This is a genomic window from Alcanivorax jadensis T9, from assembly GCF_000756655.1.
GTDB lineage: Bacteria > Pseudomonadota > Gammaproteobacteria > Pseudomonadales > Alcanivoracaceae > Alcanivorax > Alcanivorax jadensis.
This window is the reverse complement of sequence record NZ_ARXU01000001.1, coordinates 102,938-128,289: the sequence shown is the minus strand read 5'-3', so window position 1 is coordinate 128,289 and position 25,352 is coordinate 102,938. Positions and strand designations below refer to the sequence as shown.

19 protein-coding genes and 4 tRNA genes are annotated in these 25,352 nt (G+C 57.0%); 10 read left to right on the top strand and 13 right to left on the bottom strand.

Annotation, left to right across the window (positions count from 1 at the left end):
- The first annotated feature begins 170 nt into the window (after positions 1-170).
- Complete coding sequence (gene nhaB, locus T9A_RS00585; RefSeq protein WP_035244221.1) at positions 171-1,760, top strand: sodium/proton antiporter NhaB; 1,590 nt, start codon at positions 171-173, stop codon at positions 1,758-1,760.
- Positions 1,761-1,856: 96 nt separating this feature from the next.
- Here nhaB and dnaQ read toward each other — a convergent pair whose 3' ends face one another.
- Genes dnaQ through T9A_RS00570 form a run of 3 tightly spaced genes read right to left on the bottom strand, consistent with a single transcriptional unit; the run spans position 1,857 to position 3,830 of the window.
- Positions 1,857-2,594, bottom strand: coding sequence for a DNA polymerase III subunit epsilon (gene dnaQ, locus T9A_RS00580; RefSeq protein WP_035244219.1), 738 nt, complete (start codon positions 2,592-2,594; stop codon positions 1,857-1,859).
- Positions 2,594-3,049, bottom strand: coding sequence for a ribonuclease HI (rnhA, locus tag T9A_RS00575; RefSeq protein WP_035244217.1), 456 nt, complete (start codon positions 3,047-3,049; stop codon positions 2,594-2,596). Before rnhA ends, dnaQ begins: the two co-directional genes overlap by 1 nt.
- Before the next feature lie 4 nt (positions 3,050-3,053).
- Positions 3,054-3,830, bottom strand: a complete 777-nt coding sequence (locus tag T9A_RS00570) for a class I SAM-dependent methyltransferase (RefSeq protein ID WP_035244215.1) — start codon at positions 3,828-3,830, stop codon at positions 3,054-3,056.
- A gap of 57 nt (positions 3,831-3,887) precedes the next feature.
- Here T9A_RS00570 and gloB point away from each other — a divergent pair, with 57 nt between their 5' ends.
- The 8 genes from gloB (at position 3,888) to T9A_RS00530 (ending at position 14,781) form a co-directional block, all read left to right on the top strand.
- A complete protein-coding gene (gene gloB, locus T9A_RS00565) occupies positions 3,888-4,661 on the top strand; it encodes a hydroxyacylglutathione hydrolase (RefSeq protein ID WP_035244214.1) in 774 nt (257 codons plus the stop codon).
- Between the two features lie 69 nt (positions 4,662-4,730).
- A complete protein-coding gene (locus tag T9A_RS00560; RefSeq protein WP_035244212.1) occupies positions 4,731-6,335 on the top strand; it encodes a lytic transglycosylase in 1,605 nt (534 codons plus the stop codon).
- Between the two features lie 16 nt (positions 6,336-6,351).
- Positions 6,352-8,148: an extracellular solute-binding protein gene (locus tag T9A_RS00555; RefSeq protein ID WP_035244210.1), complete on the top strand. Its 1,797-nt coding sequence runs from the start codon at positions 6,352-6,354 to the stop codon at positions 8,146-8,148.
- Positions 8,149-8,308: 160 nt separating this feature from the next.
- Positions 8,309-10,126 carry an extracellular solute-binding protein gene (locus T9A_RS00550; RefSeq protein ID WP_035244209.1) on the top strand — a complete coding sequence of 606 codons (1,818 nt, stop codon included), beginning with the start codon at positions 8,309-8,311 and terminating at the stop codon, positions 10,124-10,126.
- On the top strand, positions 10,123-11,202 hold the full coding sequence (locus tag T9A_RS00545; protein WP_232221939.1) for a microcin C ABC transporter permease YejB: 1,080 nt from the start codon (positions 10,123-10,125) through the stop codon (positions 11,200-11,202). Before T9A_RS00550 ends, T9A_RS00545 begins: the two co-directional genes overlap by 4 nt.
- On the top strand, positions 11,202-12,245 hold the full coding sequence (locus T9A_RS00540) for an ABC transporter permease (RefSeq protein WP_035244205.1): 1,044 nt from the start codon (positions 11,202-11,204) through the stop codon (positions 12,243-12,245). Before T9A_RS00545 ends, T9A_RS00540 begins: the two co-directional genes overlap by 1 nt.
- Complete coding sequence (locus tag T9A_RS00535; RefSeq protein WP_052042400.1) at positions 12,242-13,870, top strand: ABC transporter ATP-binding protein; 1,629 nt, start codon at positions 12,242-12,244, stop codon at positions 13,868-13,870. The genes T9A_RS00540 and T9A_RS00535 overlap by 4 nt, the downstream gene beginning before the upstream one ends.
- Before the next feature lie 110 nt (positions 13,871-13,980).
- A complete protein-coding gene (locus T9A_RS00530; RefSeq protein WP_035244203.1) occupies positions 13,981-14,781 on the top strand; it encodes an enoyl-ACP reductase FabI in 801 nt (266 codons plus the stop codon).
- 85 nt (positions 14,782-14,866) lie between these two features.
- Here the strand turns inward: T9A_RS00530 and T9A_RS00525 are convergent, their stop codons facing one another.
- The 10 genes from T9A_RS00525 to T9A_RS00480 form a co-directional block, all read right to left on the bottom strand.
- Complete coding sequence (locus T9A_RS00525) at positions 14,867-16,798, bottom strand: SurA N-terminal domain-containing protein (protein ID WP_035244201.1); 1,932 nt, start codon at positions 16,796-16,798, stop codon at positions 14,867-14,869.
- A gap of 166 nt (positions 16,799-16,964) precedes the next feature.
- Positions 16,965-17,041: transfer RNA gene (locus tag T9A_RS00520), tRNA-Asp, on the bottom strand.
- Between the two features lie 10 nt (positions 17,042-17,051).
- The gene (locus T9A_RS00515) at positions 17,052-17,324 is read right to left on the bottom strand and encodes a non-specific DNA-binding protein Hbs (protein WP_035244197.1); all 273 of its coding nucleotides are present in this window, start codon (positions 17,322-17,324) and stop codon (positions 17,052-17,054) included.
- Between the two features lie 185 nt (positions 17,325-17,509).
- Positions 17,510-19,906: an endopeptidase La gene (gene lon, locus T9A_RS00510; RefSeq protein WP_035244195.1), complete on the bottom strand. Its 2,397-nt coding sequence runs from the start codon at positions 19,904-19,906 to the stop codon at positions 17,510-17,512.
- A 28-nt stretch (positions 19,907-19,934) separates the two neighbouring features.
- Positions 19,935-21,215, bottom strand: a complete 1,281-nt coding sequence (gene clpX / locus T9A_RS00505; protein WP_035244193.1) for an ATP-dependent Clp protease ATP-binding subunit ClpX — start codon at positions 21,213-21,215, stop codon at positions 19,935-19,937.
- A 131-nt stretch (positions 21,216-21,346) separates the two neighbouring features.
- The gene (clpP, locus tag T9A_RS00500) at positions 21,347-21,964 is read right to left on the bottom strand and encodes an ATP-dependent Clp endopeptidase proteolytic subunit ClpP (protein WP_035244764.1); all 618 of its coding nucleotides are present in this window, start codon (positions 21,962-21,964) and stop codon (positions 21,347-21,349) included.
- A 320-nt stretch (positions 21,965-22,284) separates the two neighbouring features.
- Positions 22,285-23,598, bottom strand: a complete 1,314-nt coding sequence (gene tig, locus T9A_RS00495; RefSeq protein ID WP_035244191.1) for a trigger factor — start codon at positions 23,596-23,598, stop codon at positions 22,285-22,287.
- Between the two features lie 179 nt (positions 23,599-23,777).
- Positions 23,778-23,853 (bottom strand) — tRNA-His (locus tag T9A_RS00490).
- Between the two features lie 28 nt (positions 23,854-23,881).
- Positions 23,882-23,958, bottom strand: a tRNA-Arg gene (locus T9A_RS00485).
- A 26-nt stretch (positions 23,959-23,984) separates the two neighbouring features.
- A tRNA-Pro gene (locus T9A_RS00480) sits at positions 23,985-24,061 on the bottom strand.
- 243 nt (positions 24,062-24,304) lie between these two features.
- On the opposite strand from T9A_RS00480, the gene folD reads away from it, so the two are divergent.
- The gene (folD, locus tag T9A_RS00475; protein ID WP_035244188.1) at positions 24,305-25,150 is read left to right on the top strand and encodes a bifunctional methylenetetrahydrofolate dehydrogenase/methenyltetrahydrofolate cyclohydrolase FolD; all 846 of its coding nucleotides are present in this window, start codon (positions 24,305-24,307) and stop codon (positions 25,148-25,150) included.
- The last annotated feature ends 202 nt before the right edge of the window (positions 25,151-25,352 follow it).

Here is a 25,352-nt window from a genome sequence, read left to right as displayed (position 1 = left end):
CACTCTGGCAATGGCGTTTTAACCATCGCCAACCCTAAACCGGCTGCTTGAGTGTCAACCCCTACCATCGTCCGGTCCCGCTCCCCGCCATCTGCACTGTACTGGGGCAAGGCAAGTCCGTATGATTGCGACCGCAAAAACCCCGTTCATCCCTCGCGCAGGATTCCGCCATGTCAGCCACGCTTGGCCGTGCCTTTTTGCACAACTTTCTTGGGCAAGCTCCCGCCTGGTACAAGTACACCATCATTGCCTTCCTGGCAGTGAATCCGCTGATCCACCTGACTCTGGGTCCGGTCGTCGCCGGGTGGCTGCTGCTGGCGCAGTTCATCTTTACTCTGGCCATGGCACTGAAGTGCTATCCGCTCCAGCCGGGCGGCCTGCTCGCCATTGAAGCGGTACTGATTGGGCTCACCTCTGCGGAGACGGTACTGCACAAGGTTGAGAGCAACCTGGAGGTGATGCTGCTGCTGATCTTCATGGTGGCGGGGATTTTCTTTCTCAAGGATCTGTTGCTGTTCCTGTTTACCCGCATCCTGCTGGGGGTGAAATCCAAGGTACGCCTGAGCCTGCTGTTCTGTGTGGCGGCTGCAGTTCTCTCGGCCTTTCTGGATGCGCTCACCGTTACCGCTGTGGTCATTGCAGTGTGTACCGGCTTCTTCGGCATCTACCACAAGGTGGCCTCAGGCAAGACCTTTCAGCAGAAGCATGATCACGGCGACGACACCAGTGTTGAAGACCTACACCGCGAAGACCTTCGCCGCTTCCGCTCCTTCCTGCGCAGCCTGCTCATGCATGCAGCAGTGGGCACTGCCCTGGGCGGGGTTTGCACTCTGGTGGGCGAGCCTCAGAACCTGCTGATCGCCAACAAGGCAGGCTGGGAATTCGGCGAATTCTTCCTGCGGATGGCGCCAATCACCCTGCCGGTTCTGGTCATGGGCCTACTGACCTGCGTGTTCCTGGAAATTAGCGGCAGCTTTGGTTATGGCGAAGACATCCCGGAAAAGGTCCGGGGCATCATGCGCCAATACGCCCTGGAGCAGGACCGCAAACGGACCATGCAGAACCGGGCCGCTCTGGTGGTACAGGCGCTCACCGCCGTCTGGCTGGTGGTCGGGCTGGCTACCCACGCCGCCTCCGTGGGCCTGGTGGGTCTGACGGTGATCATTCTGGCCACCTCCTTTACCGGCATCATCGAGGAACACCGTCTGGGTGCCGCGTTCGAAGAAGCTTTGCCGTTTACCGCCCTGCTGACGGTGTTTTTTGCCGTGGTGGCGGTAATTGCCGACCAGCAACTTTTCGCACCGATCATTGAATACGTGCTGAGCCTGGAAAAACAGATCCAGGGGCCAGCCTTCTATGTAGCCAATGGGGTACTGTCGGCGGTGTCCGATAATGTTTTTGTGGCGACGGTCTATGTGGATGAAGTCGGCCAGGCACTACTGAAGGGTGAAATCGATCGGGACACATTCGATTTGCTGGCAGTGGCCATCAACACCGGCACCAATATTCCCTCGGTTGCCACTCCGAATGGCCAGGCCGCCTTCCTGTTCCTGCTGACCTCGGCGCTGGCGCCGCTGGTGCGGCTGTCCTACGGACGCATGGTCGTCATGGCCCTGCCCTATACCATCGTCATGTCGATTACCGGCTTGCTCATGTCGATGATGGCACTGGGGCCGGCAACGGATTATCTCTACGAGAAGGGCTGGATCGAACACCACGATGTCAGTGAATTCCAGGTATCTCCAGACAAGGGGCACTAGCTGATACCTGACACCTGACGCAAATAGTGGTCTTAGGGCGGAAATGGGCATTAAACCCATCTCCGCCTTTTTTGATTCTTTTGCGTCAGGCGTTCATCAATGCAGCGGGCTGTCTTCTTCCTGCCGGTCCCACAGGGTGGGCTCACCGTTACTGTCGGCGATGGCGGACAGCTTGTCGCGATGCCGCTGCAACTCCAGATCCGAGGCACGCACCACGGTCAGCCCCGGGCGCTGACCATCCAGCCGGCGGATAGCCTCAGCCGCCATCTCTCCGCCCTGCTCTGCACTGTTATTGCCGTCGAGTGACAGTCGGGTCTGGCCGCCGGTCATCGCCAGGTAGACGTCGGCAAGGATCTCCGCGTCGAGCAGGGCCCCGTGCAGCTCCCGGTGGCCGTTTTCCACCCCATAACGGCGGCACAGCGCATCCAGATTGTTCTTCTGCCCCGGATGCTTCTGCCGCGCCATTACCAGGGTATCGAGCACGCCGCAGCGCTGCTCCATGGTCCCATAGCGGCTGCCAAGGCGGCGCAACTCGTGGTTGAGGAAGCCCACATCGAACGGGGCGTTATGGATCACCAGCTCCGCACCATCCACAAAGGCGAGGAATTCATCCGCCACCTTGTCGAAAGTGGGTTTGTCCGCCAGGAACTCGGTGCTGATGCCGTGAACGGCCAGCGCTCCTTCATCGATCTCGCGCTGCGGATTGAGATACAAATGCAGGCTGTTGCCGGTGAGGCGACGATTAATCACTTCTACACAACCAATCTCGATCACCCGGTGGCCATCATTGGGCTCAAGGCCGGTGGTTTCCGTATCCAGTACTACCTGACGCATTAGCTCGGCATTCCTTTTTTCTGAAGCAGTTCATCAATGCCACGGTTGGCGAGTGCATCGGCCTTGTCATTCTCGGGATGTCCGCTGTGGCCCTTGACCCATTGCCATTCAATGGTGTGTTTCTCGCAGGCCGCATCCAGGCGTCGCCACAGATCCGCATTTTTCACCGGCTGCCTGGATGCGGTTTTCCAGCCCCGCTTCTTCCAGTTGGCCATCCACTTGGTGATGCCATCCATGACATAACGCGAGTCCGTTGTCAGCACTACCTGACAGGGCGCTGTCAGCGCTTCCAGGGCCATGATCGCGGCCATCAGCTCCATGCGGTTGTTGGTGGTATCAGGTTCACCACCGAAAAGCGTCTTCTCGGTGGTGCCGTAACGCAGTAGCGCTCCCCAACCACCCGGGCCGGGGTTACCGCGGCAGGCGCCGTCGGTGAAAATAATCACTTGCTTCAATGAATCAGGACTCCTTGTTTTGCTGTCCCCAGCGGGCAACCGGTACGGGCACCACTGTATTGCGCGGCACCTTGTGTTGCCGGCTGGGCAACAACTTGGCAATGCCGGCCCGCTTGCGGGCTACCAGTAAATAGGCGTTGCCATGGCGGGGCCACAGCAGACTACCCAGCCACTCAAGCAGCCCAAGCCGCTCCCGGCCACGGTCGGAAAGCGGCATAGTATAGAAGCCACTGGCCATGCCATCGACCTCAAATCCCAATACCTGCAACCAGTCAGTGAGCCGGGTGGGCCGGTAAAAGCGCCCGGACCAGCCCGGCCGCTTCCGCCAGAAGAACCACCGAGCCAGCCCCATCAGGCTGATCGGGTGGAAGCCGATAATGGCCACCTTGCCGCCAGGCGCAATACTTCGAGTCGCTTCACGCAACACCTGGTGGGGGTCATGACTGAAGTCCATGACATGGTGCAGCAGGAGCAGATCCACACTGGCCTTGGCCAGGGGCAACAGCTCGAGCCGGGCGCGAACCCGGGTGCCTCCGAAGCCTTCGGTAGAGATGCTGGTCTGCCAGGGTAGCGGGCTCTCGGCCAACATATCCCGACCGCTGCCACTATACAGGGCCACCGCACGCTGGCCGGCCTGGCTGCGCAACCATTCCCCAAGCATGGCTCGCTCTGCTGCCAGCAAAGCCTGACCTGGCTCGCTGTCCAGCCAGTTATCAAAATTGCGGCCCAGCTCCGGTGAAGAAGCATTATAGGAAATACGGTTGAGTGGAGGCAGTTGCATGACGGACAATGACCCCTGATCACAAAAGATTGCCGTTTTTCAGGAGCGTAGCACGACATGTTGCCAAGCCCCACCGCCATCCCCGCATTTCGCGACAATTACATCTGGGCCATCCGCCAGGAGGACCGCTGCGTGGTGGTGGACCCGGGCGATGCTGCACCAGTCGAGCAGTTCCTTAAGGACAACGGGCTGCGCCTCACCAGCATTCTGGTGACTCACCATCATCCGGACCATGTCGGTGGCATTCCTGCTCTACTCCGGGAAAGGGATATTCCCGTTTACGGGCCTGCCAGAGAAACCATCCCCGGGATGACGCACCCGCTTGCCGAAGGCGACACCATCCAGCCAGCAGGCGTGGACATGACCCTGGCAGTCATGGAAGTTCCCGGCCATACCCTTGGCCATATCGCCTTCCACGACACAGACCGCTGCTGGCTGTTCTGCGGTGACACCTTGTTTGCCGGCGGTTGCGGACGGCTGTTCGAGGGCACCCCGGCGCAGATGTTTGACTCACTGCAGCGGCTAGCCAGCCTGCCCGCTAAAACGCAGGTATTCTGTACCCATGAATATACCCTGGCCAACCTGACTTTTGCTGCGGCAGTCACCCCGGATGACGATGCTGTGGCAAAACGCCTCGACACCGTGCGCCAGGCCCGCGAGGCGGGTCAGATCACCCTGCCCTCCACCCTCGAAGAAGAGGTACGCAGCAACCCCTTTCTGCGCGCCCATGAGCCGACACTGAAGCGCGCCTGCGAAGCCCGGGAAGCGGGAACGGCCGGCTCTGATATGCAGTGTTTTGCCGCCTTGCGTCGCTGGAAAGACAACTTTTAGCTGACACTGCTTGTGGGGGCCCTTTGCATGCCCCTAAAATGACTGAAATATTTTGCTGTCGTTATTATTATGAAAAAAATCATCACTCTCGCCCTGTGTCTAGGCTTGGGAGTCCTGGGAGGCTGTGCCTCGAATCAGTCCCTGGATGAGCTTCCTCCCATGCCCGCCGCCGAACCGTCGGTGGACGATGTCAATCTCGCCAACGGCATGGACGAGCCGACCCCCGTGGAAAGCAGCCCGGATCAAGATAAAGACAACAACGATTTATGGGTAAGACTACGTCAGGGTTATGGCCTTGATCTGGAAGTGGAAAATGACCGCATTCGCGTCCAGCGCGACTGGTACGCCCGCCACCCGCAATACTTCACCCGTGTCACCACCCGATCCGAGCGCTACCTTCACTACATCATTGAGCAGGCAGAAGCGCGCAACATGCCATTGGAGTTGGCCCTGTTGCCCATCGTGGAAAGCGCCTTTGACCCCTTCGCCTACTCCCACGGCCGAGCCGCCGGCCCCTGGCAGTTCATTCCCTCTACCGGTGATTACTTCGGCATGGAGCGCACCTGGTGGCAAGATCAACGACGGGACATTCTCAAATCCACCAACGCAGCTCTGGATTATCTGCAAAAGCTCTCCAACCGCTTTGACGGCGACTGGCTACTGGCACTGGCTTCCTACAATGCCGGCGGCGGTACCGTGTCGCGAGCCATCCGCCGCAACGAAGAGGCGGGCAAACCCACGGATTTCTGGAACCTGAATCTGCCGCGGGAGACCACCGCCTACGTTCCCAAGCTGTTGGCGATTGCCCAGATCGTGCAGGAGCCGGAAACCTACGGCGTCACCCTGCATCCGATCCGTAATGAAGCCTATTTCAGCAGCGTGGACATCGGTGGCCAGATTGACCTGACCCAGGCCGCCCGACTGGCGGATATTTCCGTGGAAGAGCTCTATCTGCTTAACCCTTCCTTTAACCGCTGGGCCACCTCGCCGGATGGTCCACACCGTCTTCTGGTTCCGGTTGACCGGGAAGAGCGCTTCCGTACCGGGCTGGCCGAATTGCCCCGGGACCTGCGCATGCAGTGGGCCCGCTACGAAATCCGCCCCGGCGATAACCTGGGCGCCATTGCCCGCAAACATCGCACCACACCGCAGGTCCTGCGCAGCATCAACAAGCTCAACGGCAACACCATCATCGCCGGTCGAACCCTCCTGATTCCGGGGCCCTCCTCCGGGAAAGGCGACTACAGCCTGAGCGAAGATTCGCGCCTGGCCGCCAATCAGTCCCGGGAGCGCAAAGGTCGGCAACGGGTCAATTACACCGTGCAATCCGGCGACACCCTGTGGGAAATTTCCCGTCGCTACAGTGTGGGCGTGAAGGAACTGGCCAAATGGAACAACATGGCCCCCGGCGACAGCCTTAGCATCGGCCAGTCCCTGGCCGTGTGGAGTGAATCCGCCCAGAACAGCAGCAGCGTCGTCCCGCCGGAAAATGACAAGATGGTCCGCAAGCTACGCTATGCAGTACGCAACGGAGACTCCTTGTATGCCATTGCAGACCGCTTTAATGTATCGGTGAACGACATCAAGAGCTGGAACGACCGTGTAGCCAGCAATCGTTACATTAAACCCGGGCAACGGCTGACACTCTACGTTGATATTCGCAAAACGTTCTAGACCCTTACTGGCCCTTGTGGCCCTGCTCCTCGGCGTGGCTTGCCACGCCGAGGTGACCCGCAGCCACGGCTACCATCCCTTCGGCAACCTCAAGTACCCCGCCGACTTTCAGCACCTTGATTACGTCAACCCGGATGCCCCCAAAGGCGGCACTATGCGTCTTTATGGCCAGGGCTCCTTTGACAGCCTCAACCCGTATATTCTCAAGGGCATTAGCCCGGCTGATACCCCCGGCATGCAGATGTACGGTGTCACCGAGCTGGCCGACAGTTTGCTGATGGGCAACCAGTCCCATAACCGGCTGGGCGATGAACCCGGAGCCGCTTATGGCCTGATCGCCGAATGGGTGGAATATCCTCATGACCGCAGCTGGGCCACTTTCCGCATCCGCGAACAGGCTCACTTCCATGACGGCCACCCGATCCGCGCCGAAGACGTGGTGTTCAGCTTTGAGATTCTGCTCAGCAAGGGAAAGCCCGAGTATACCTTGCAGCTGGCTGACCTGGCCGATGTGAAGGCGGTGGACCCGCTCACCGTGAAGTTTACCTTCAAGGAAGGCCGCAAGGATTTACCCCTGGTGGTCGGCTCGATCCCCATCCTCCCCAAGCATTATTGGGAGAAGCACGATTTCGAGCGAGCCACCCTGACTCCGTCACTCTCCAGCGGCCCTTATCAGGTCAGCTCAGTCAAACCGGGCAAGCAGGTGGTTTTCCAGCGGGTCAAGGATTACTGGGCAGCGGATCTACCTGTTAACCGCGGCCGTTACAACTTCGATCAAGTGATTTTCGAGTTTTTCCGCGATGCTGATGTGGGTTTTGAAGCCTTCAAGTCTGGCGATTATGACCTGCATTACGACTACAGCTCGAAGCATTGGGCCACCGCCTACGACTTTGCCGCCGTTGAACAGGGTCAGATAATCAAACAGGAAATCCCTCACCAGATGCCTCGTCCGGTGCAGGCTTTCTTTTTCAATACCCGCAGCGCCCCGTTTAATGACCTGAACGTCCGTAAGGCTGCCAGCCTGCTGTTTGACTTCGAATGGTCCAACCGCAACCTGTTCAGTAATGCCTATAGCCGCACTGTCAGCTGGTTTCCCAACAGCCCCTACACTGCCCCGGTTCCCGCAACCGCTGAAGAGCAAGCGCTGTTGGCTGATCAAGCCAAGCATCTGCCGGACAATTTCTTCAGCGCTGATATCCATCCTCCCGTGAATGATGGCAGCGGCCAGATCCGCAACCGCATGCGCGAGGCACTATCACTGCTGCAGGAAAGCGGTTGGCGCCTGCAGGATCACAAGTTGGTCAACGAGCAAGGCAAGCCGCTCCGCTTTACCGTTCTCAATTATCACAACCCCGGCATTTACCGCATCCTCGCCCCCTGGTTCCGTAACCTGCAGCGTCTGGGCATTGAGGCCGATTACCGGGAAGTAGAACCCGCTGCCTATAAGGAGCGGCTGGACAACTTCGACTATGATGTGGTGCTGTTTGTACTGCCGGTACGCGACTATCCCGGACCGGAGCTGACCGATTATTTCGCTTCAAGCAGTGCAGATATCCCCGGCAGCAAGAATCTGGCGGGTATTAGCCACCCGGTTGTCGATTTTCTGGTTCGCACTGCCCTGTCTGCTGAGCAAGAAGCCGAGTATGTGCTCAGCCTGCAAGCGCTGGACCGGATGTTGCGCTACCAGCATTACGGCGTCCTGAATTACCATATTCGCCATCACCGGGTTGCCTGGTGGGACAGATTTTCCCGCCCTTCGGAACCGATCCCGTTCGGATTGGGTCTGGATACCTGGTGGATGAAAAATAAATAACGCGCGCACGCTTCACGCTGGCATGTAACAAGCCTGGCCACGCTTATTCCTGGTGGGCCAGCACTGATTACGCGACGATACCTGGAGCAGCGACGACATTGTTGCTATAGCCCGTTGCATGTTGCCCGTGAGCGTGCCGCATGAAGAAAAAGGAGTCATTATGGGCATTCACAGCACTGTGCTGCGTGGGCTGTTTGTTGGGCTGTGTGCGTTCACAGCATTGGCGCATGCCGAAATCCACAAGAGCCATGCCATTGCCATGCATGGCGAGCCCAAATATTCCCCCGGGTTCTCGCATTTTGATTACACCAACCCCAACGCCCCCAAAGGCGGCGAGCTGCGGCTGCATGTGATCGGCGGTTTCGACTCTCTCAACCCCTTTGTCTCCAAGGGCCGCGCCGCCGCTGGCATGGCGTATCTGGACAACTCCTACCTGTACGATTCACTCACTGTGCGCGGTGAAGACGAACCTTTCACCCAGTACGGCTTGCTTGCAGAAAGCATCGAATGGCCGGATGACCGCAGCTGGGTGCGTTTCCACCTTCGCGAGGAGGCCCGTTTCGCAGATGGAGAACCGGTGCAGGCCGACGATGTGGCCTGGACCTTTGACACCCTGATGGAGAAAGGCAAGCCTTTCTATAGCTACTACTACGCAGCCGTTGAACGCGTGGAAGTCAACGATCCGCGCACCGTTACCTTTCACTTCAAGGCCAGTGACAACCGGGAACTGCCGCTGATCATCGGCCAGCTTCCCGTGCTGCCCAAGCACCACTGGCAAGATCGGGAGTTCGACAAAGACGGCATGCTCCCGCCCCTTGGCTCAGGCCCTTACCGCCTGGCCGAAGCGAAACCCGGCAAGAAAGTGGTTTACCAGCGCCGCAAGGATTACTGGGCGCAATCACTGCCTGTGATGAAGGGACGTAATAACTTCGATCGCATCATCTATGATTACTATCTGGATGAAACCGCGGCTCTGGAAGCCTTCAAAAGTGGTCGCTACGACTGGCGCCATGAAAACAATTCCAAACTCTGGGCCACAGCGTATCGGGGCCCGGCCTTCGAAAGCGGCAAGATTGTTACTGATGAAGTCAGCCACGGAAACCCCTGGGGCGCACAGGCCTTCATCTTCAATCTGCGCAAGGAATTATTCCAGGATGAAATCCTGAGAGAGGCGATTGGTTACGCGTTTGACTTCCAATGGTCCAACGACAATCTGTTCTACGGACAATACAAACAGAACCGTAGCTACTTTGATAACTCCGAAATGGCCGCCACGGGTCTTCCCTCAAAGGCGGAGCTGGCATTGCTGGAGCCATACCGAGAGCAACTACCGGAAGCGGTTTTCAACAAGGAATACCAGCCTCCCAAAACCGATGGGTCTGGTCGTCCCCGTGAAAATCTGCGCAAGGCATCCATGTTGCTCAAGGAAGCCGGCTATCAGCTCCGCGACGGACAGCTTTACACCCCGGACAACAAGCCGGTTCGCTTCGAGTTTATCCTCAGCTCTCCGGCCTTTGAGCGCATCGTTCTGCCTTTCTCCCGTAACCTGAAGGCACTGGGTATTGTGGCCAACGTCTCCAAGGTGGATTCGTCCCTGTGGGTTGAGCGCATCCAGAATTTCGACTTCGATATGATTGTGTATCGCATGGGGCAATCCAGCTCACCGGGCAATGAACAGCAAGAATACTGGTCTTCCCAGGCTGCCGAACAGCCCGGCAGCCGCAACCTGATTGGCATCAAGAATCCGGTTGTGGATGCGCTGGTGGACAAGATCGTCGCAGCCCAGACCCGTGAAGAACTGATTACCCGCTGCCGGGCCCTGGACCGGGTGCTGCAATGGCAGCATTACAGTGTCTTCAACTGGTATTCCGACCAATACCGACTCGCCTACCAGTCCCGCCTGCGACACCCTGAACTTGGCAAGTACGTTGGCATGGATGCGGCCCTGGATACCTGGTGGGATAGCACAGCGAAATGATGCGCTACTACATTGCCAAACGGCTGCTGCTGGTTCTTCCTACTCTGTTCGGCATCCTGTTACTGAACTTTCTGGTGGTACAGGCCGCTCCCGGCGGACCAGTGGAAAAGACCCTGGCGGAACTGCAAGGAATTGGCGGCGGCGGCACCGGCAGCAGCTTTGCCGGCGGCAGTGCGGACACCGTCAGCGGCGGCGAATACCGTGGTTCCCGGGGTTTGCCACCGGAGCTGGTGGAACGTATTGAAAAGATGTACGGCTTTGACAAGCCTGCCCATGAACGTTTCTGGCTGATGATAAAAAACTATTTCAGCTTCGATTTCGGCGAATCCTATTACCGGGACCGTTCCGTCACCGAGCTGATTGTAGAACGCCTGCCAGTGTCCATCTCTCTGGGGCTGTGGAGCACCCTGATTGCCTACATGATTTCCATTCCACTGGGCATTCACAAGGCAGTCAGAGACGGCTCTCGCTTTGATGTCTGGTCAAGCACCGCGATTATTGTCGGCTTTGCCATCCCCAGCTTTCTGCTGGGCATCCTGTTGATCGTGCTGTTTGCCGGCGGCTCCTATTTCGAGTGGTTCCCGCTTCGCGGCCTTACCTCTGACAATTTTGATGAGCTTAGCCTGTTCGGCAAGATTGTCGACTACGCCTGGCATATCACACTGCCCACCATCGCCATCGTGGTCGGCAACTTCGCCACCCTGTCCATGCTGACCAAAAATTCCTTCATGGACGAAATTCGCAAACAGTATGTGCAAACCGCCCGAGCCAAGGGACTGAGTGAAAAGCAGGTGCTCTACGGCCATGTGTTCCGCAACGCCATGCTGATCATCATCGCCGGTTTTCCCGCCGCTTTTATCAGCATGTTCTTTACCGGTGTACTGCTGATCGAATTCATCTTCTCCCTGGACGGGCTCGGGCTGCTGGGCTTTGAATCGGTGATCAACCGCGACTATCCGGTGGTCTTTGGCACCCTGTTCATCTTCACCCTCATCAGCCTGTTGCTGAAGCTTGTCAGCGACCTGACCTATATGTGGGTGGATCCGCGCATCGACTTTGAACGGAGGGATAACTAATGGCTCTACCCTCCCTGCGTTTCAGCAATCCGGTATCGGCCCGCCAATGGCAAGCTTTTCGCAGCAACCGCCGGGGCTACTGGTCGTTATGGATTTTCCTTGTGCTGTTTATCCTCAGCCTGGGCGCGGAATTCATCTCCAACGACAAGCCCTTGCTGGTTCACTATGACGGCGACCTCTACACCCCGGTATTCAATGCCTACCCGGAAACCACTTTTGGCGGCTTTTTCGAATCGGAAGCCAACTACCGGGACCCGGTGGTAAAAGATCTGATCGAAGAGAATGGCTGGATACTCTGGCCGCCGATTCGATTCAGCTATAACACCATCAACTACGATCTGAGCGAACCCGCGCCTGCCCCACCCTCGGCGGAAAACTGGCTCGGCACCGATGACCAGGGCCGCGATGTGGCCGCCGGATTAATATACGGCTTTCGTATTTCCGTACTGTTCGGGCTGATGTTGACTCTGTTCTCCAGCATTGTCGGCATCATTGTTGGTGCCATTCAGGGCTACTACGGTGGCTGGCTGGATCTGGCCGGGCAGCGCTTTCTGGAAATCTGGTCAAGCATGCCGACCCTGTTCCTGATTATCATCATTTCCAGCTTTGTGACGCCTAGCTTCTGGATTTTGCTGATCATCATGCTGCTGTTTTCCTGGATGACACTGGTGGACCTGGTGCGGGCCGAATTCCTGCGCTGTCGTAATATGGACTATGTACGCGCCGCTCACGCCATGGGGGTGCGCACACCGGTGATCATGTTCCGCCATATGCTGCCCAATGCCATGGTGGCCACCATCACCTTCCTGCCTTTCATTCTCAACGGTGCCGTGGTGACACTCACCTCCCTGGACTTTATCGGTTTCGGTCTACCCCCCGATGCGCCTTCCCTGGGCCGCCTGGTGGGTCAGGGGAAAGCCAATCTGCACGCTCCCTGGCTGGGAATCAGCGTCTTTGCCACACTCACGGTCATGCTGACCCTGCTGGTGTTTATCGGCGAAGCCGTTCGTGATGCATTCGACACGAGGAAGTTTCTGCAATGAGCCTCCTATCCCTGCGTGGTCTGACCATTCGATTTGGCCAGGATGTGGCCGTAGATAACCTGTCCCTGGATCTGGAACCCGGCCACATGCTGGCGTTGGTGGGCGAGTCTGGTTCCGGCAAGTCCCTGACCGCCCTGTCGATCCTTGATCTGTTGCCGGATAGTGCCAGCTGGCACGCCGACACACTGACTCTTGATGGCGAAAACCTGCTCGGGCTCACGGAAAACCGCAAACGCGCCCTGCGCGGCGGCCGTATCGGCACCATTTTCCAGGAACCACTCACGGCCCTGAATCCTCTGCATACGGTGGAAAAACAGATCAACGAAAGCCTGTTTGTTCATCAGGGAATGAGCCGGCAGAAGGCCCGTGCGCGCTGCCTGGAATTACTCTGCCAGGTTGAGCTTCCTGCTACATCGGAAATGCTGGGCCGTTATCCGCACCAGCTCAGTGGTGGCCAGCGCCAGCGGGTAATGATTGCCATGGCCCTGGCCAACGATCCACAGATTCTGATTGCCGACGAGCCCACCACCGCTCTCGACGTGACCGTTCAGGAAACTATTCTGACGCTGATCAAGCGGTTGCAGAACGAACTGAACCTGTCGATCCTGCTGATCAGCCATGATCTGGCGGTAGTCAGCCGCTTTGCCGATGACATTCTTGTCATGCATCGCGGCAAGAAAGTGGAAGCCGGCCCCACGGCACAGGTGCTGGAACAGCCCAAGGAGGCCTATACGCGCCATCTGATCGACTCGGAGCCCCGAGGCCGGATGCCGCCACTGGCGGAGGATGCACCGCTGCTTCTGGAAGCCAGTACCATGGCGGTCACCTTCAAGGAAAAGCGCCGGAGCCTGTTCTCCCCTGCCCCGTTGATGCGGGCGGTGGATGAGATTGATCTTTGCGTCAGGCGCGGCGAGACCCTCGGTATTGTCGGCGAATCCGGCTCTGGTAAATCCACTCTGGCGCTGGCGTTGTTGCGCCTGGTAAAGAGCCAGGGCCAGATCCTCATGGACGGTACCGATCTGCGACAACTAACCCCCCGGCAGCTGCGCGGCTGGCGCAGCCGCCTGCAAGTGGTCTTCCAGGACCCATTCGGCAGCCTCAATCCGCGCATGACAGTGGGCCAGATCGTGGCGGAAGGTCTGGCCGTGCACGCCGGCAGCCTGTCTCGACAGGAAAGGGATGCCAAAGTCATCCAGATGCTCGAAGAAGTGGACCTTCCGGCCGAAGCACGACATCGCTACCCCCATGAGTTTTCCGGCGGTCAGCGGCAGCGTATCGCCATTGCCCGTGCCCTGATCATGGAACCCGAGCTGCTGATTCTGGATGAACCCACCTCAGCCCTGGATCGGAGTGTGCAATATCAGATCCTGGAACTGCTCAAATCCCTGCAAGAGAAACATGATCTCAGCTATTTGTTTATCAGCCATGATCTGAAAGTCATACGATCCATCTGTCACCGGGTGATGGTGATGAAGGATGGCAAGGTGGTTGAGCAAGGCGATACAGAGGCTATCTTTGACCAGCCACAACACAGTTATACCCACAAGCTCATGTCCGCGGCCTTTGCCACGGGAAACACACCGTTGCATTTGGCAACCCCTGAGCAGACGTCAAAACCCGTTTAATTGCCTATAATCAGTAACAAGTTGAAAGTTGAAAGTTAAGAAGCGCCATTAACACGCGCTTTTCGACTTCCAACTTCCAACTTCCAACTCAAAATACATCGAGGACAGACATGGGATTTCTAGCAGGCAAACGCTACCTTATCGTCGGCGTCGCCAGTGACCGCTCCATTGCCACGGGTATTGCCGAAGCGATGCACCGCGAAGGCGCCGAGCTGGCCTTTACCTACCAGAACGAGAAGCTGAAAAGCCGTGTCGTGAAAGCCGCAGAACGCTATGGCAGCAACCAAACACTATGCTACCCCTGCGATGTCGTCAGTGACGAAGAGATCGAGGCAGTATTCACGGCGCTGGGCGATCAATGGGACGGGCTGGATGGAATTATCCACGCGGTGGGCTTTGCTCCAGGCAGCGAACTGGATGGCAGCTTTGCGGAAGTGGCAACCCGCGAAGGATTCCGCATCGCCCATGATATTTCCAGCTACAGCTTCGTTGCCCTGGCCAAAGCCGGGCGTCAGATGATGGCCAACCGCAATGGCTCCCTGCTGACACTCACATACCATGCCGCGCGTCAGACCGTGCCGAACTACAACGTGATGGGCCTGGCCAAGGCCAGCCTGGAAGCCTCAGTTCGTTATCTGGCTTCCAGCATGGGACCGGACGGCATTCGTGTGAACGGGATTTCCGCCGGCCCCATCCGTACCCTCGCAGCATCCGGCATCAAGAAGTTTCGCAGCATGCTGGACTACAACGCCGCCAAGGCACCGCTGCGTCGGAATGTGACTATCGAGGAAGTGGGTAACGTGGCCGCTTTCCTGTGCTCTGACCTGGCATCCGGCATCACCGGCGAAATCACATATGTGGATGCCGGCGCCAGCACCGTATCCATGCCTTTTGAGCTTGAAAACGAGTAAATCAGAAGAAGCACCCGCAACCCGGAATTGCGGCAAAAAAAAAGCTCACCATCGCTGGTGAGCTTTTTTTGTTTCTACCGCTCGATTACTGATCGGCAGAACTGCTACTCAGTCGCTGCAGATTAAGGTCCACATCACCTTCGTCGCGCAACAATGCAACCACCTGACGGAAGTTACGTTGCCCTTCGATATTTCCAAGCTCAAGCAGCGCGGCCTGTTGCTGGGCGTCCGACAGCGGTTCGGCATTACCGTCTTCCACCCGGGTCACCTGGTAAGCCACCAGAGAACCGTCACCCACGCGAGTCAGCTCTATAGCCGAACTTTCCCCTTTCGCAGTCTTCGGCAGCGCAAAGGCGCCGTTGACAACTTCCATGGAGGGCTCGGCCCCACCACGTTGAAGGCCTTCCTGCTCTTCAATCCCGGTCTCGAACAAGGCGGCGATCTCATCCAGGCTCGCGCCCTGCTGCAATTTCTCTTCTGCCTGTGCAGACAATTCCTGCACCCTGTCAGCAGCTCGCTCGCCCTTGAGGCGCTCGCGAATTGCGAAGGAGACATCTTCCAGCGGCAGCGGCTCCGCCGGTTTGTCGTCGAGGATACTGACAGCCAGGTACTCACCAGGGGCAGTCTCGATCAGATCACTGTTGTGGCGATCCTTACGAACCTGGTCACTGTTGAGAGCTTGCTGCACCTGACGAGCAGACAGTGGCTCAGGCAGCGACGACAGGGAAACCCAGTCGGTGCTTACGACTTCGATGCCAACCTGCTCGGCGGGAACGGTCATGTCGCTGTGTTCGTACAGAAGCTCTTCCAGACGTGCCACATCTTCATTCAGCAGAGTTTCCGCGCGGCCCTGTTTGAGATCTGCACGAATCTGCTCGGCCAGTTCCTCAAGTGTGGGCAAATCCTGCTCACGGACAACATCAGATACCTTGATCAGATGCACGCCGGCATCGGTCACCACCGGATCGGAAACCATGCCCGGCTCCAGACTGGCGATAGCCTCTTCCATTTCTTCAGGTAGCGCCCCCTTGGATACCACACCAAGATCGCCACCGGCGTCGGCAGAGCCTGGATCGTCGGAGTACTGAGCGGCCACTTCAGCAAAGGAGCCACCGGCGGCAATTGCCTGTGCGGCTTCAGTCGCACGGGTCTGAGCCTGCTCAAGATCTCTGTCGCCATTGATCTCGACAAGAATATGGGCCACTTTGCGAGCGGTGCTCGCACCTGATTCTTCCATGATAGAGCGGCGGACTTCGTACTCCGCCGCCACGTCTTCCTCACTCACGGATACCTGATCGGTGTAGTCCTGCGCTGACAGCTTCACATAGGCAACCCGGAATTCTTCCGGACGCATGAACTCTGCCTGGTTTTGATCGTAGTAAGCCTTGATGTCTTCATCGCTGACGGAAAAATCACTGCGTAGCGCGTTCAGGTCCAGCGTCACATAACGAATATCACGAACCTGCTCACCCAGTCGGCGCTGCTCTTGCAGTTCCGTTGGCAATGCAAAATTCGTTGCCATGAAGCCGGAGCGATACTGTTCTTTCAGCATGTCCTGACGCAGGCCCTGAATATAACCCTGTGGCGTCAAGCCACGGCTACGCAGTTCCCGCTCGAAACGAATCTCGGAAAACCTGCCATTCTCCTGGAAAAGGGGGACCTGATAAATATCGCGGGCGGCCTGCTTTTCGCTGAATGCCAGCTTGGCGTTATCCGCTGCTGCAAGAATCAGCTGTTCGTTAACCAGTCCTTCCAGCACCATTTCGGGGCGAACAAAGGAATCCAGCATGGACGGGTCTATATTCGGACTCTGCTGGCGCAGCATGTCACGAACACGCTCCACACGCTGATTCACCACACTGCGGGTGATTTTGTTGCCTTCCACTTCGGCAACCACATCTCCGCTTCCACCACCGGTGAAATAGCCGTAGAAACCGGAAATCACAAAAGGAAGGATAATCGCGGCAAGCAGGACCTTGCCCACGGGACCGCGGACAAACCGTCTGAACTCCTGCATGAAAATACTCCGTAGGGACTCTTATTAAAACCTGGAGCCGTGACTTAAGCATGGCTTCAGGTGAAAACTTTCGAATTCGATCTTGTTATGTGAGAACCGCAATTTTTACCACAGGTTCCCCTAAACGGAAAAAAGCGCACCCGCTTACGGCTGCGCTTCCTCAAACTGGCGGAGCGGACGGGACTCGAACCCGCGACCCCCGGCGTGACAGGCCGGTATTCTAACCAGCTGAACTACCGCTCCAGCAAACAGTTTAGTTCACCGCGTCTTTCAGTGCCTTACCAGCTTTGAAGCCCGGTACTTTGGCAGCGGCGATCTGAATAGTCTGGCCAGTTTGCGGGTTGCGGCCTTCGCGAGCAGCGCGCTCTTTCACAGCAAAAGTACCAAAACCTACCAGAGAAACGCTGTCACCTTTTTTCAGGGCGCCAGTAACCGCTTCCAAAGTAGCATCCAGTGCACGACCTGCGTCGGCTTTGGAAATATCCGCGCTAGCGGCAATCGCATCAATCAACTCTGACTTATTCACAAAGTTCCCCTTTCTGTTTTTCCCGGTTTTATGGTCGAGGCGTGATGTACTCTCCTCCTGAGCAAGCAGCCTTTATACCAACGGGTATAAGGAGCGTCAAGAAAGGAAAGGTATCATCGCACCCAAGTTAAAAAAAATGAAAAACCATATAGATCAATAATTTAAAAAGCTTCAATTCCGGCTCATTAATGTGTACTGGGCCGCTTTTCACCTTCCTGGTTTTTCTCTTCTGCGAGCGCCAAATCCTCTTCCAGTTCCGCTTCGCTCAGCGGGCTGGGTTGATGAGTCAGCGCCACATCAAGCACCTGGTCAATCCATTTAACAGGACGGATATCCAGGGACGACTTGATATTGTCCGGAATCTCCTTGAGATCCCGCTCGTTTTCTTCCGGTATCAATACCGTCTTGATGCCACCACGATGAGCAGCCAATAATTTCTCTTTCAAGCCACCAATGGGCAGAACCTGGCCACGCAGGGTAATTTCACCAGTCATGGCCACGTCTGCACGCACCGGTATACCTGTGAGCACGGACACCATGGCAGTACACATGCCGACACCCGCACTGGGGCCGTCCTTCGGCGTAGCACCTTCCGGCACATGCATGTGCAAATCGTTACGGTCCAGGGTGCGGCGACGGATACCAAGAGTTCCAGCACGGCTTTTCACAACCGTCCAGGCCGCCTGAATGGATTCCTGCATCACATCGCCCAAGGAGCCGGTAGAGATTACGCGGCCTTTGCCCGGAGTGGAAACACTTTCGATAGTCAGCAGCTCGCCACCTACAGAGGTCCACGCCAGTCCGGTAACCTGCCCTACCTGATCCTTTTCTTCCGCACGGCCAAAGCTGAACTTGCGCACACCCAGGTATTGTTCCACCAGCTCCTCGGTGAGCGCGACACTGGTACTCTCTCCAGCCAGCAGGTGTTCCTTGACTACCTTGCGACAAATCTTGCTGACTTCACGCTCCAGTCCACGAACCCCGGCTTCACGGGTGTAATGACGAACCACGTAACGTAGCACGGATTCGTCGAAAACCACTTCGTCCTTTTTCAGACCATTATTCTTGATCTGCTTGGGAACCAGATACTGGAGAGCAATATTGACCTTTTCGTCCTCGGTGTAGCCCGGCAGACGAATGACTTCCATACGGTCCAGCAAGGGTGCCGGAATATTCATGGAGTTGGAGGTGCAGACAAACAGGGTTTCCGACAGATTGTAATCCACCTCCAGATAGTGATCGCTGAAGGTATCGTTCTGTTCCGGATCGAGCACTTCCAGTAGCGCAGAGGCCGGATCACCACGGTTATCCATGCCCATCTTGTCCACTTCATCGAACAGGAACAGCGGGTTCCTGACACCGACCTTGGACAGCTTCTGCACTACCTTGCCCGGCAACGAGCCGATATAAGTGCGACGGTGACCGCGAATTTCGGCTTCATCTCGCACTCCACCCAACGCCATGCGGACAAACTTGCGGTTGGTGGCATGGGCAATGGATTGTCCCAGGGAGGTTTTACCCACGCCTGGCGGGCCCACCAAGCACAACACCGGCCCCTTTACCTTGCCCACACGGCTCTGTACCGCCAGGAACTCCAGAATCCGGTCCTTCACTTCTTCCAGACCGTAATGATCCTCATCCAGCACTTTTTTGGCATGGGCCAGATCGTGACGTACCCGGCTGCGCTTCTTCCACGGCACCGATGTCATCCAGTCCAGATAGCTACGCACTACCGTGGCTTCCGCAGACATGGGCGACATCATCTTGAGCTTGTTCAGCTCGTTCATGGATTTCTCGAGGGCTTCCTTGGGCATGCCCACGCTTTCAATTTTCTTTTCCAGGTCTTCCAGGTCGTTACCACTGTCGTCCAGATCACCCAGTTCTTTCTGGATGGCTTTCATCTGTTCGTTCAGGTAGTACTCGCGCTGGCTTTTCTCCATCTGTTTCTTGACGCGCCCACGAATGCGTTTTTCCACCTTGAGCACATCAATGTCGGATTCCATAAGCGCAATCAGGTGTTCAACCCGCTCACGCACATCCACCATTTCCAGCACGTCCTGCTTTTCTTCCAGTTTCAATTGCAGGTGGGCGGCAATGGTGTCGGCCAGACGGCTGACTTCATCAATGGAGGAGACAGAGCCGGTGACTTCCGGCGCCACTTTCTTGGAAAGTTTGACGTAATCCTCGAACTGGGATTGCAGCGAGCGGGACAGTGCCTCCTGCTCACCCTCATCCGGCAGCCCCTCTTCCAGCTCTCGCACATCAGCGATACCACCTTGGTCGCCGAACTCGGCCTTGACCACGTGGGCACGCTGACCGCCTTCAACCAGCACCTTGACGGTGCCGTCGGGCAGTTTGAGCAGCTGCAGGATGGTTGAGACGGTACCGACCCGGTAAATGTCATCCGCACCCGGGTCATCGTCAGAGGCATTGCGCTGGGCGACCAGCATGATCTGTTTGTCGTCCGCCATGGCGGTTTCAAGCGCAGCAATGGACTTTTCCCGGCCAACAAACAGCGGGATCACCATATGGGGATACACCACTACGTCACGCAGTGGTAAAAGCGGGATATCTTTCAGCACGTATTGCCTCTATTGCCGTGGTGGCACCTTAATCCGGTGCCACCTTGGAAGACTGCTCGTTGTTCTCGTAAATCAACAACGGATCGGATTCGCCCTTGATGGTGGGACTGTCGATAACCACCTTGGCAACAGAGTCCATGGAAGGAACCTGGTACATGGTATCGAGCAGCACACTTTCCAGAATGGAGCGCAGACCACGGGCCCCTGTCTTTCTTTCCATGGCTTTGTGGGCCACGGCGCGAAGGGCATCATCGCGGAAATCCAGCTCCACGCCTTCCATCTCGAACAGGCGGGCGTACTGTTTGGTCAGAGCATTGCGTGGTTCAGTGAGAATCTGAACCAGCGCCTCTTCACTGAGCTCTTCAAGGGTCGCGATCACCGGCAGACGACCGATAAATTCGGGGATCAGGCCATACTTGACCAGATCTTCCGGTTCCACATCTACCAGCAATTCACCCAGGTTACGGGCATCATCCTTGCTCTTCACTTCTGCAGAGAAGCCAATACCGCCCTTCTCGGAGCGCTCGCGGATTACCTTGTCCAGGCCGGCAAAGGCACCACCACAGATAAACAGCATGTTGGAGGTGTCCACCTGCAGGAACTCCTGCTGGGGATGCTTGCGCCCGCCCTGGGGAGGCACAGAGGCCACGGTACCTTCAATCAGCTTGAGCAGGGCCTGCTGCACGCCCTCCCCGCTCACATCACGGGTGATGGAGGGGTTGTCAGACTTGCGGGAGATCTTGTCGATTTCATCGATATAGACAATACCGCGCTGGGCCTTGTCCACATCATAGTCGCACTTCTGCAACAGTTTCTGAATGATGTTTTCCACATCCTCACCCACGTAACCGGCTTCGGTGAGGGTGGTGGCATCCGCGATGGTGAAAGGCACATTGAGCAACCGCGCCAAGGTCTCGGCCAACAGCGTTTTACCACTACCGGTGGGACCGATAAGCAAAATATTACTCTTGCCGAGTTCCACCTCATCACGGCCCTTGCTACTGCTGCGCAGGCGCTTGTAATGGTTGTATACCGCCACGGCGAGGACTCGTTTGGCTCGCTCCTGGCCAATCACATACTCATCAAGGGTTTCCTTGATTTCGTTGGGCTTGGGCAGGGCTTCACCGCCGGTGTCCCCGGTGTCTTCCTGCACTTCCTCGCGGATGATGTCATTACACAGATCCACGCATTCGTCGCAGATAAAGACCGAGGGCCCCGCAATCAGCTTGCGGACCTCATGCTGGCTTTTGCCACAAAAAGAGCAGTACAGCAGCTTGCCGTCGTCGCCCTTGCCAGTGGAGTCGGTCATTGAATCGCCTCTAAACCTGTGTATTTGAGTATTTGCGTCTCTTTGAAGATGCAGGGAGACGGGGGCTTTTTCAAGCCCGCCGGGCCTCTCAGGCCTTCCGTTAGGACACTTTTTGTACGAAGGTTACCGAATTACACCGGACGCTGACGCAATACCGCGTCAACGATGCCATATTCCTGCGCTTCTTCCGCGCCCAGGAAGTTGTCGCGGTCGGTATCCTTCTCCAGCCTTTCCAGCGACTGGCCGGTGTGATGCGCCAGCAGGCTGTTGAGCTGCCCTTTGATCTTGAGGATTTCCCTTGCGTGGATCTCGATATCCGAAGCCTGGCCCTGGAAACCGCCCAGCGGCTGATGGATCATCACCCGGGCATTGGGCAGCACATAGCGTTTGCCTGCTGCACCGGCGGCCAGCAGGAAAGCCCCCATACTGGCAGCCTGGCCCACGCACATGGTGGACACATCCGGCTTGATGAACTGCATGGTGTCATAGATGGACATGCCGGCTGTGACAGAACCACCCGGGCTGTTGATATAGAGATGAATGTCCTTGTCCGGGTTTTCCGACTCCAGGAACAGCATCTGGGCCACGATCAGGTTGGCCATTTGGTCTTCCACCTGGCCGATCATGAAAATCACCCGTTCCTTGAGCAGGCGGGAATAGATATCAAAAGAACGCTCACCACGGGCAGTCTGCTCGATCACCATCGGCACCAGACCCAGATTGGTGGGATCCTTGCTCAGCTCTTGCATTTCCGGGGTCATGGAGTTGATACGGCTCAAGTCGATCATGTAGCGCTTTCCTTCTCGTCGATCGTCCGGGGACGCTCTTGCGATTTATTGGTATCGGCCGGTAGCCGACCTCATCCTGAATGCTGCAATGGGGGCTGACATAGCCGAAAACAAGGCAGGCTGGACGAACAGGGCTTCCCGCATCTTATGACGGTGTATGGGGGGCGTCTATAAAAGTGGGCTTTGGCGGGGTCTGAATGCGCAAAACTTGCGCAAATTGTGCATAAATAACGCAAAACGGGGCCAGAAGGCCCCGTTTTGGTGTCAAAAAGCGGAAAGAATCAGCCTTCTGCTTGCTCACGTGGCTTCACCGCGTCCTGGTAGGACATGGCTTTCTCTTCCACCTTGGCACTATCCAGAACCAGGTCGACAACCTGCTCTTCCAGTACCGCACCTTCAATCTGCTGCAGCTGCTGCGGATTGCTGTAAACCCAGCTCACCACCTCTTCCGGCTTCTCGTACTGCTCGGCGATTTCCTCAACACGGGCTTTCACCTTGTCGGCATCGGCCTTGATCTCGTGCTTGTCGAGGATAGCGCGAACCACCAGGCCCAGACGCACGGAACGCTCAGCCTGCTCCTTGAACAGATCATCCGGCAGGATGGAGGCATCAAACTGCTGACCGCCACCAAACTGCTGCATCATCTGTTGACGCATGCGCTGGATTTCCTGGGTAACCAGGGCGCCCGGCAGGTCAAACTCGTGCAGGTTGACCAGGCCATCCATCGCCTGCTCTTTCACCTTGCCGGTTACCGCATTCTTCAGCTCGCGCTCCATGTTCTTGCGCACTTCTGCCTTGAATTTGGCTTCGTCGCCATCGTCAACACCGAACGCTTTCATGAACTCGGCATCCACTTCCGGCAACGCCTTGCCTTCAACCTTGTTGACCTTGATCTGGAACACCACGGACTGGCCTTTCAGCTCTTCGGACTGGTAGTCCTCCGGGAAGGTCACGTCGATGTCTTTTTCCTCACCAGCTTTCATGCCAACGATGCCGTCTTCAAAGCCCGGGATCATCTGGCCGGAGCCCAGCTCCAGGTTCTGCCCTTCGGCGCTACCGCCTTCGAAGGCTTCACCGTCTTTCAGACCTTTGAAATCAATGTTGACGCGGTCACCCGTTTCCGCGGCACGATCCACATCGGCGAACTCGGCGCGCTGCTGGCGCAGGGTTTCGATCATGGTATCCACATCGGAATCGGACACTTCAGCCTTGGGCTTTTCCACTTCGATGGAATCGAAAGCCGCCAGCTCGACATCCGGGTATACCTCGAAGGTAGCCACGAATTCCAGGTCCTTGCCTGCTTCGTTGGTCTTGGCTTCAAAGCCCGGCATACCCGCTGGCTGCAGCTTTTCCTGCTCCACCGCTTCGATGAAGGCTTCACGCATTACGTCAGCCAGCACTTCGTTACGCACGGCCCCGCCAAAGCGACGCTTTACTTCACGCATGGGCACTTTACCCGGGCGGAAACCGTCCAGACGGATCGTTTTCTGGGCTTCCTGCAGCTTGCCTTCTACTGCCACATCCACTTTTTCCGCGGGTACACCCACCGTTACACGGCGCTCAAGACCTGAAGTCGTTTCAACAGAAACCTGCATAACATCCTCTTTAAAAAAGACTTTTATCTCTGCCCGCCGCCGAAATAACGCGAAGACGGCCTAATGAAGGGCGAAGATTATAATCAAAGGGGGCTTCGCTGCCTACAGCCTGACTGTTCAGCAGTGCCTGAAGCCCATACGAAAAAGCCTCCGGGGATCTATCCCGGAGGCTTTTAATATGGGGTGACTGATGGGGCTCGAACCCACGACCGCCGGAATCACAATCCGGAGCTCTACCAACTGAGCTACAATCACCATAAAACTGTCTGCTTTCTTTCCTGCCTGGCGCACCTGGCAGGACTTGAACCTGCAACCTACGGCTTAGAAGGCCGTTGCTCTATCCAGTTGAGCTACAGGCGCTTGCAGATTTCCGCCATCAAGCCAACTGGTCGGGGTGGAGGGATTCGAACCCCCGACATCCTGCTCCCAAAGCAGGCGCGCTACCAGGCTGCGCTACACCCCGTCTTTTAAAGCTGCGTCAGTGACTAAGCTCGAAAGCGAGGCGCGCATAATACTCGGCACCCCCATGAGCGTCAACGGGGTTCGACGCAAAAAAATGTCTAACGTTCAGATTTTAGTCAACTTTTGCGCGTTGTGCCTGCGCGTGCGAGAATCGCGCCGTTCACGGCTAGCCCCGGCAGGCTGCGATTAACGCAACCGCGCCAAGCCGCCCCCTATTGTAGTCAATTTCAGAGAGACCGCCCACATGACCGCCCAGATTCTTGATGGCAAAACCCTGGCCCAGCAGTTCGAACAGGAGATGCGCCTGCGCGTCGACGCCCTGAAAGCCAAGGCCAACGGCCGCACGCCGATTCTTGCCACCATTCTGGTGGGTGCTGACCCGGCATCTGCCACCTATGTAAAGATGAAAGGCAACGCCTGCCAGCGTGTCGGCATGGAATCTGTCGCCATTGAGCTGGACGAAGACACCAGCACCGAACAATTGCTGGCAAAAATTGACGAACTCAACACCAATCCTGATGTGCACGGCATTCTGCTACAACATCCGGTGCCCGCCCAGATTGATGAACGCGCCTGTTTCGACGCCATCAGCCTGGAAAAGGACGTGGACGGCGTCACCTGCCTCGGGTTTGGTCGCATGAGCATGGGTGAGGACGCTTACGGCTGCGCCACCCCCAAAGGCATCATGCGCTTGCTGGAGCACTACCAAGTGGAACTGGAAGGCAAACATGCCGTAGTGGTGGGTCGCAGCGCCATTCTTGGCAAACCCATGGCCATGATGCTGCTGGAAGCCAATGCCACAGTCACCATCTGCCACAGCCGCACCCGGGATCTGCCAGCCCTGGTCAAACAGGCTGACATCGTTGTCGGCGCCGTGGGCAAGCCGGAGTTCATCAAGGCAGACTGGATCAAGGATGGCGCCGTGGTCGTCGATGCCGGCTTCCACCCGGAAAAGTGTGGCGACATCGAGCTGGGACCACTGGTAGATAGAGTGAGCGCCTATACTCCGGTACCCGGCGGCGTCGGCCCCATGACCATCAACACCCTGATTTTCCAGACCCTGCAGTCCGGCGAAAAAGCCCTGGGCTAACCGACCAACCCAAAAGCCGCGTTCATTATGGTCGCGGCTTTTGGGTGGCCACTACTGCCTAATTAACGCCTCTAACGGTGCCACCACTACAACACCAACAGGCGCCGGCCCTACTGATAATCGCGTTCCACAAATGTAAATTCCCACAAAAAAGCCGCACCCAAACCTTAGGCGCGGCCTCTTTGCTTTCTGTCAACACCAC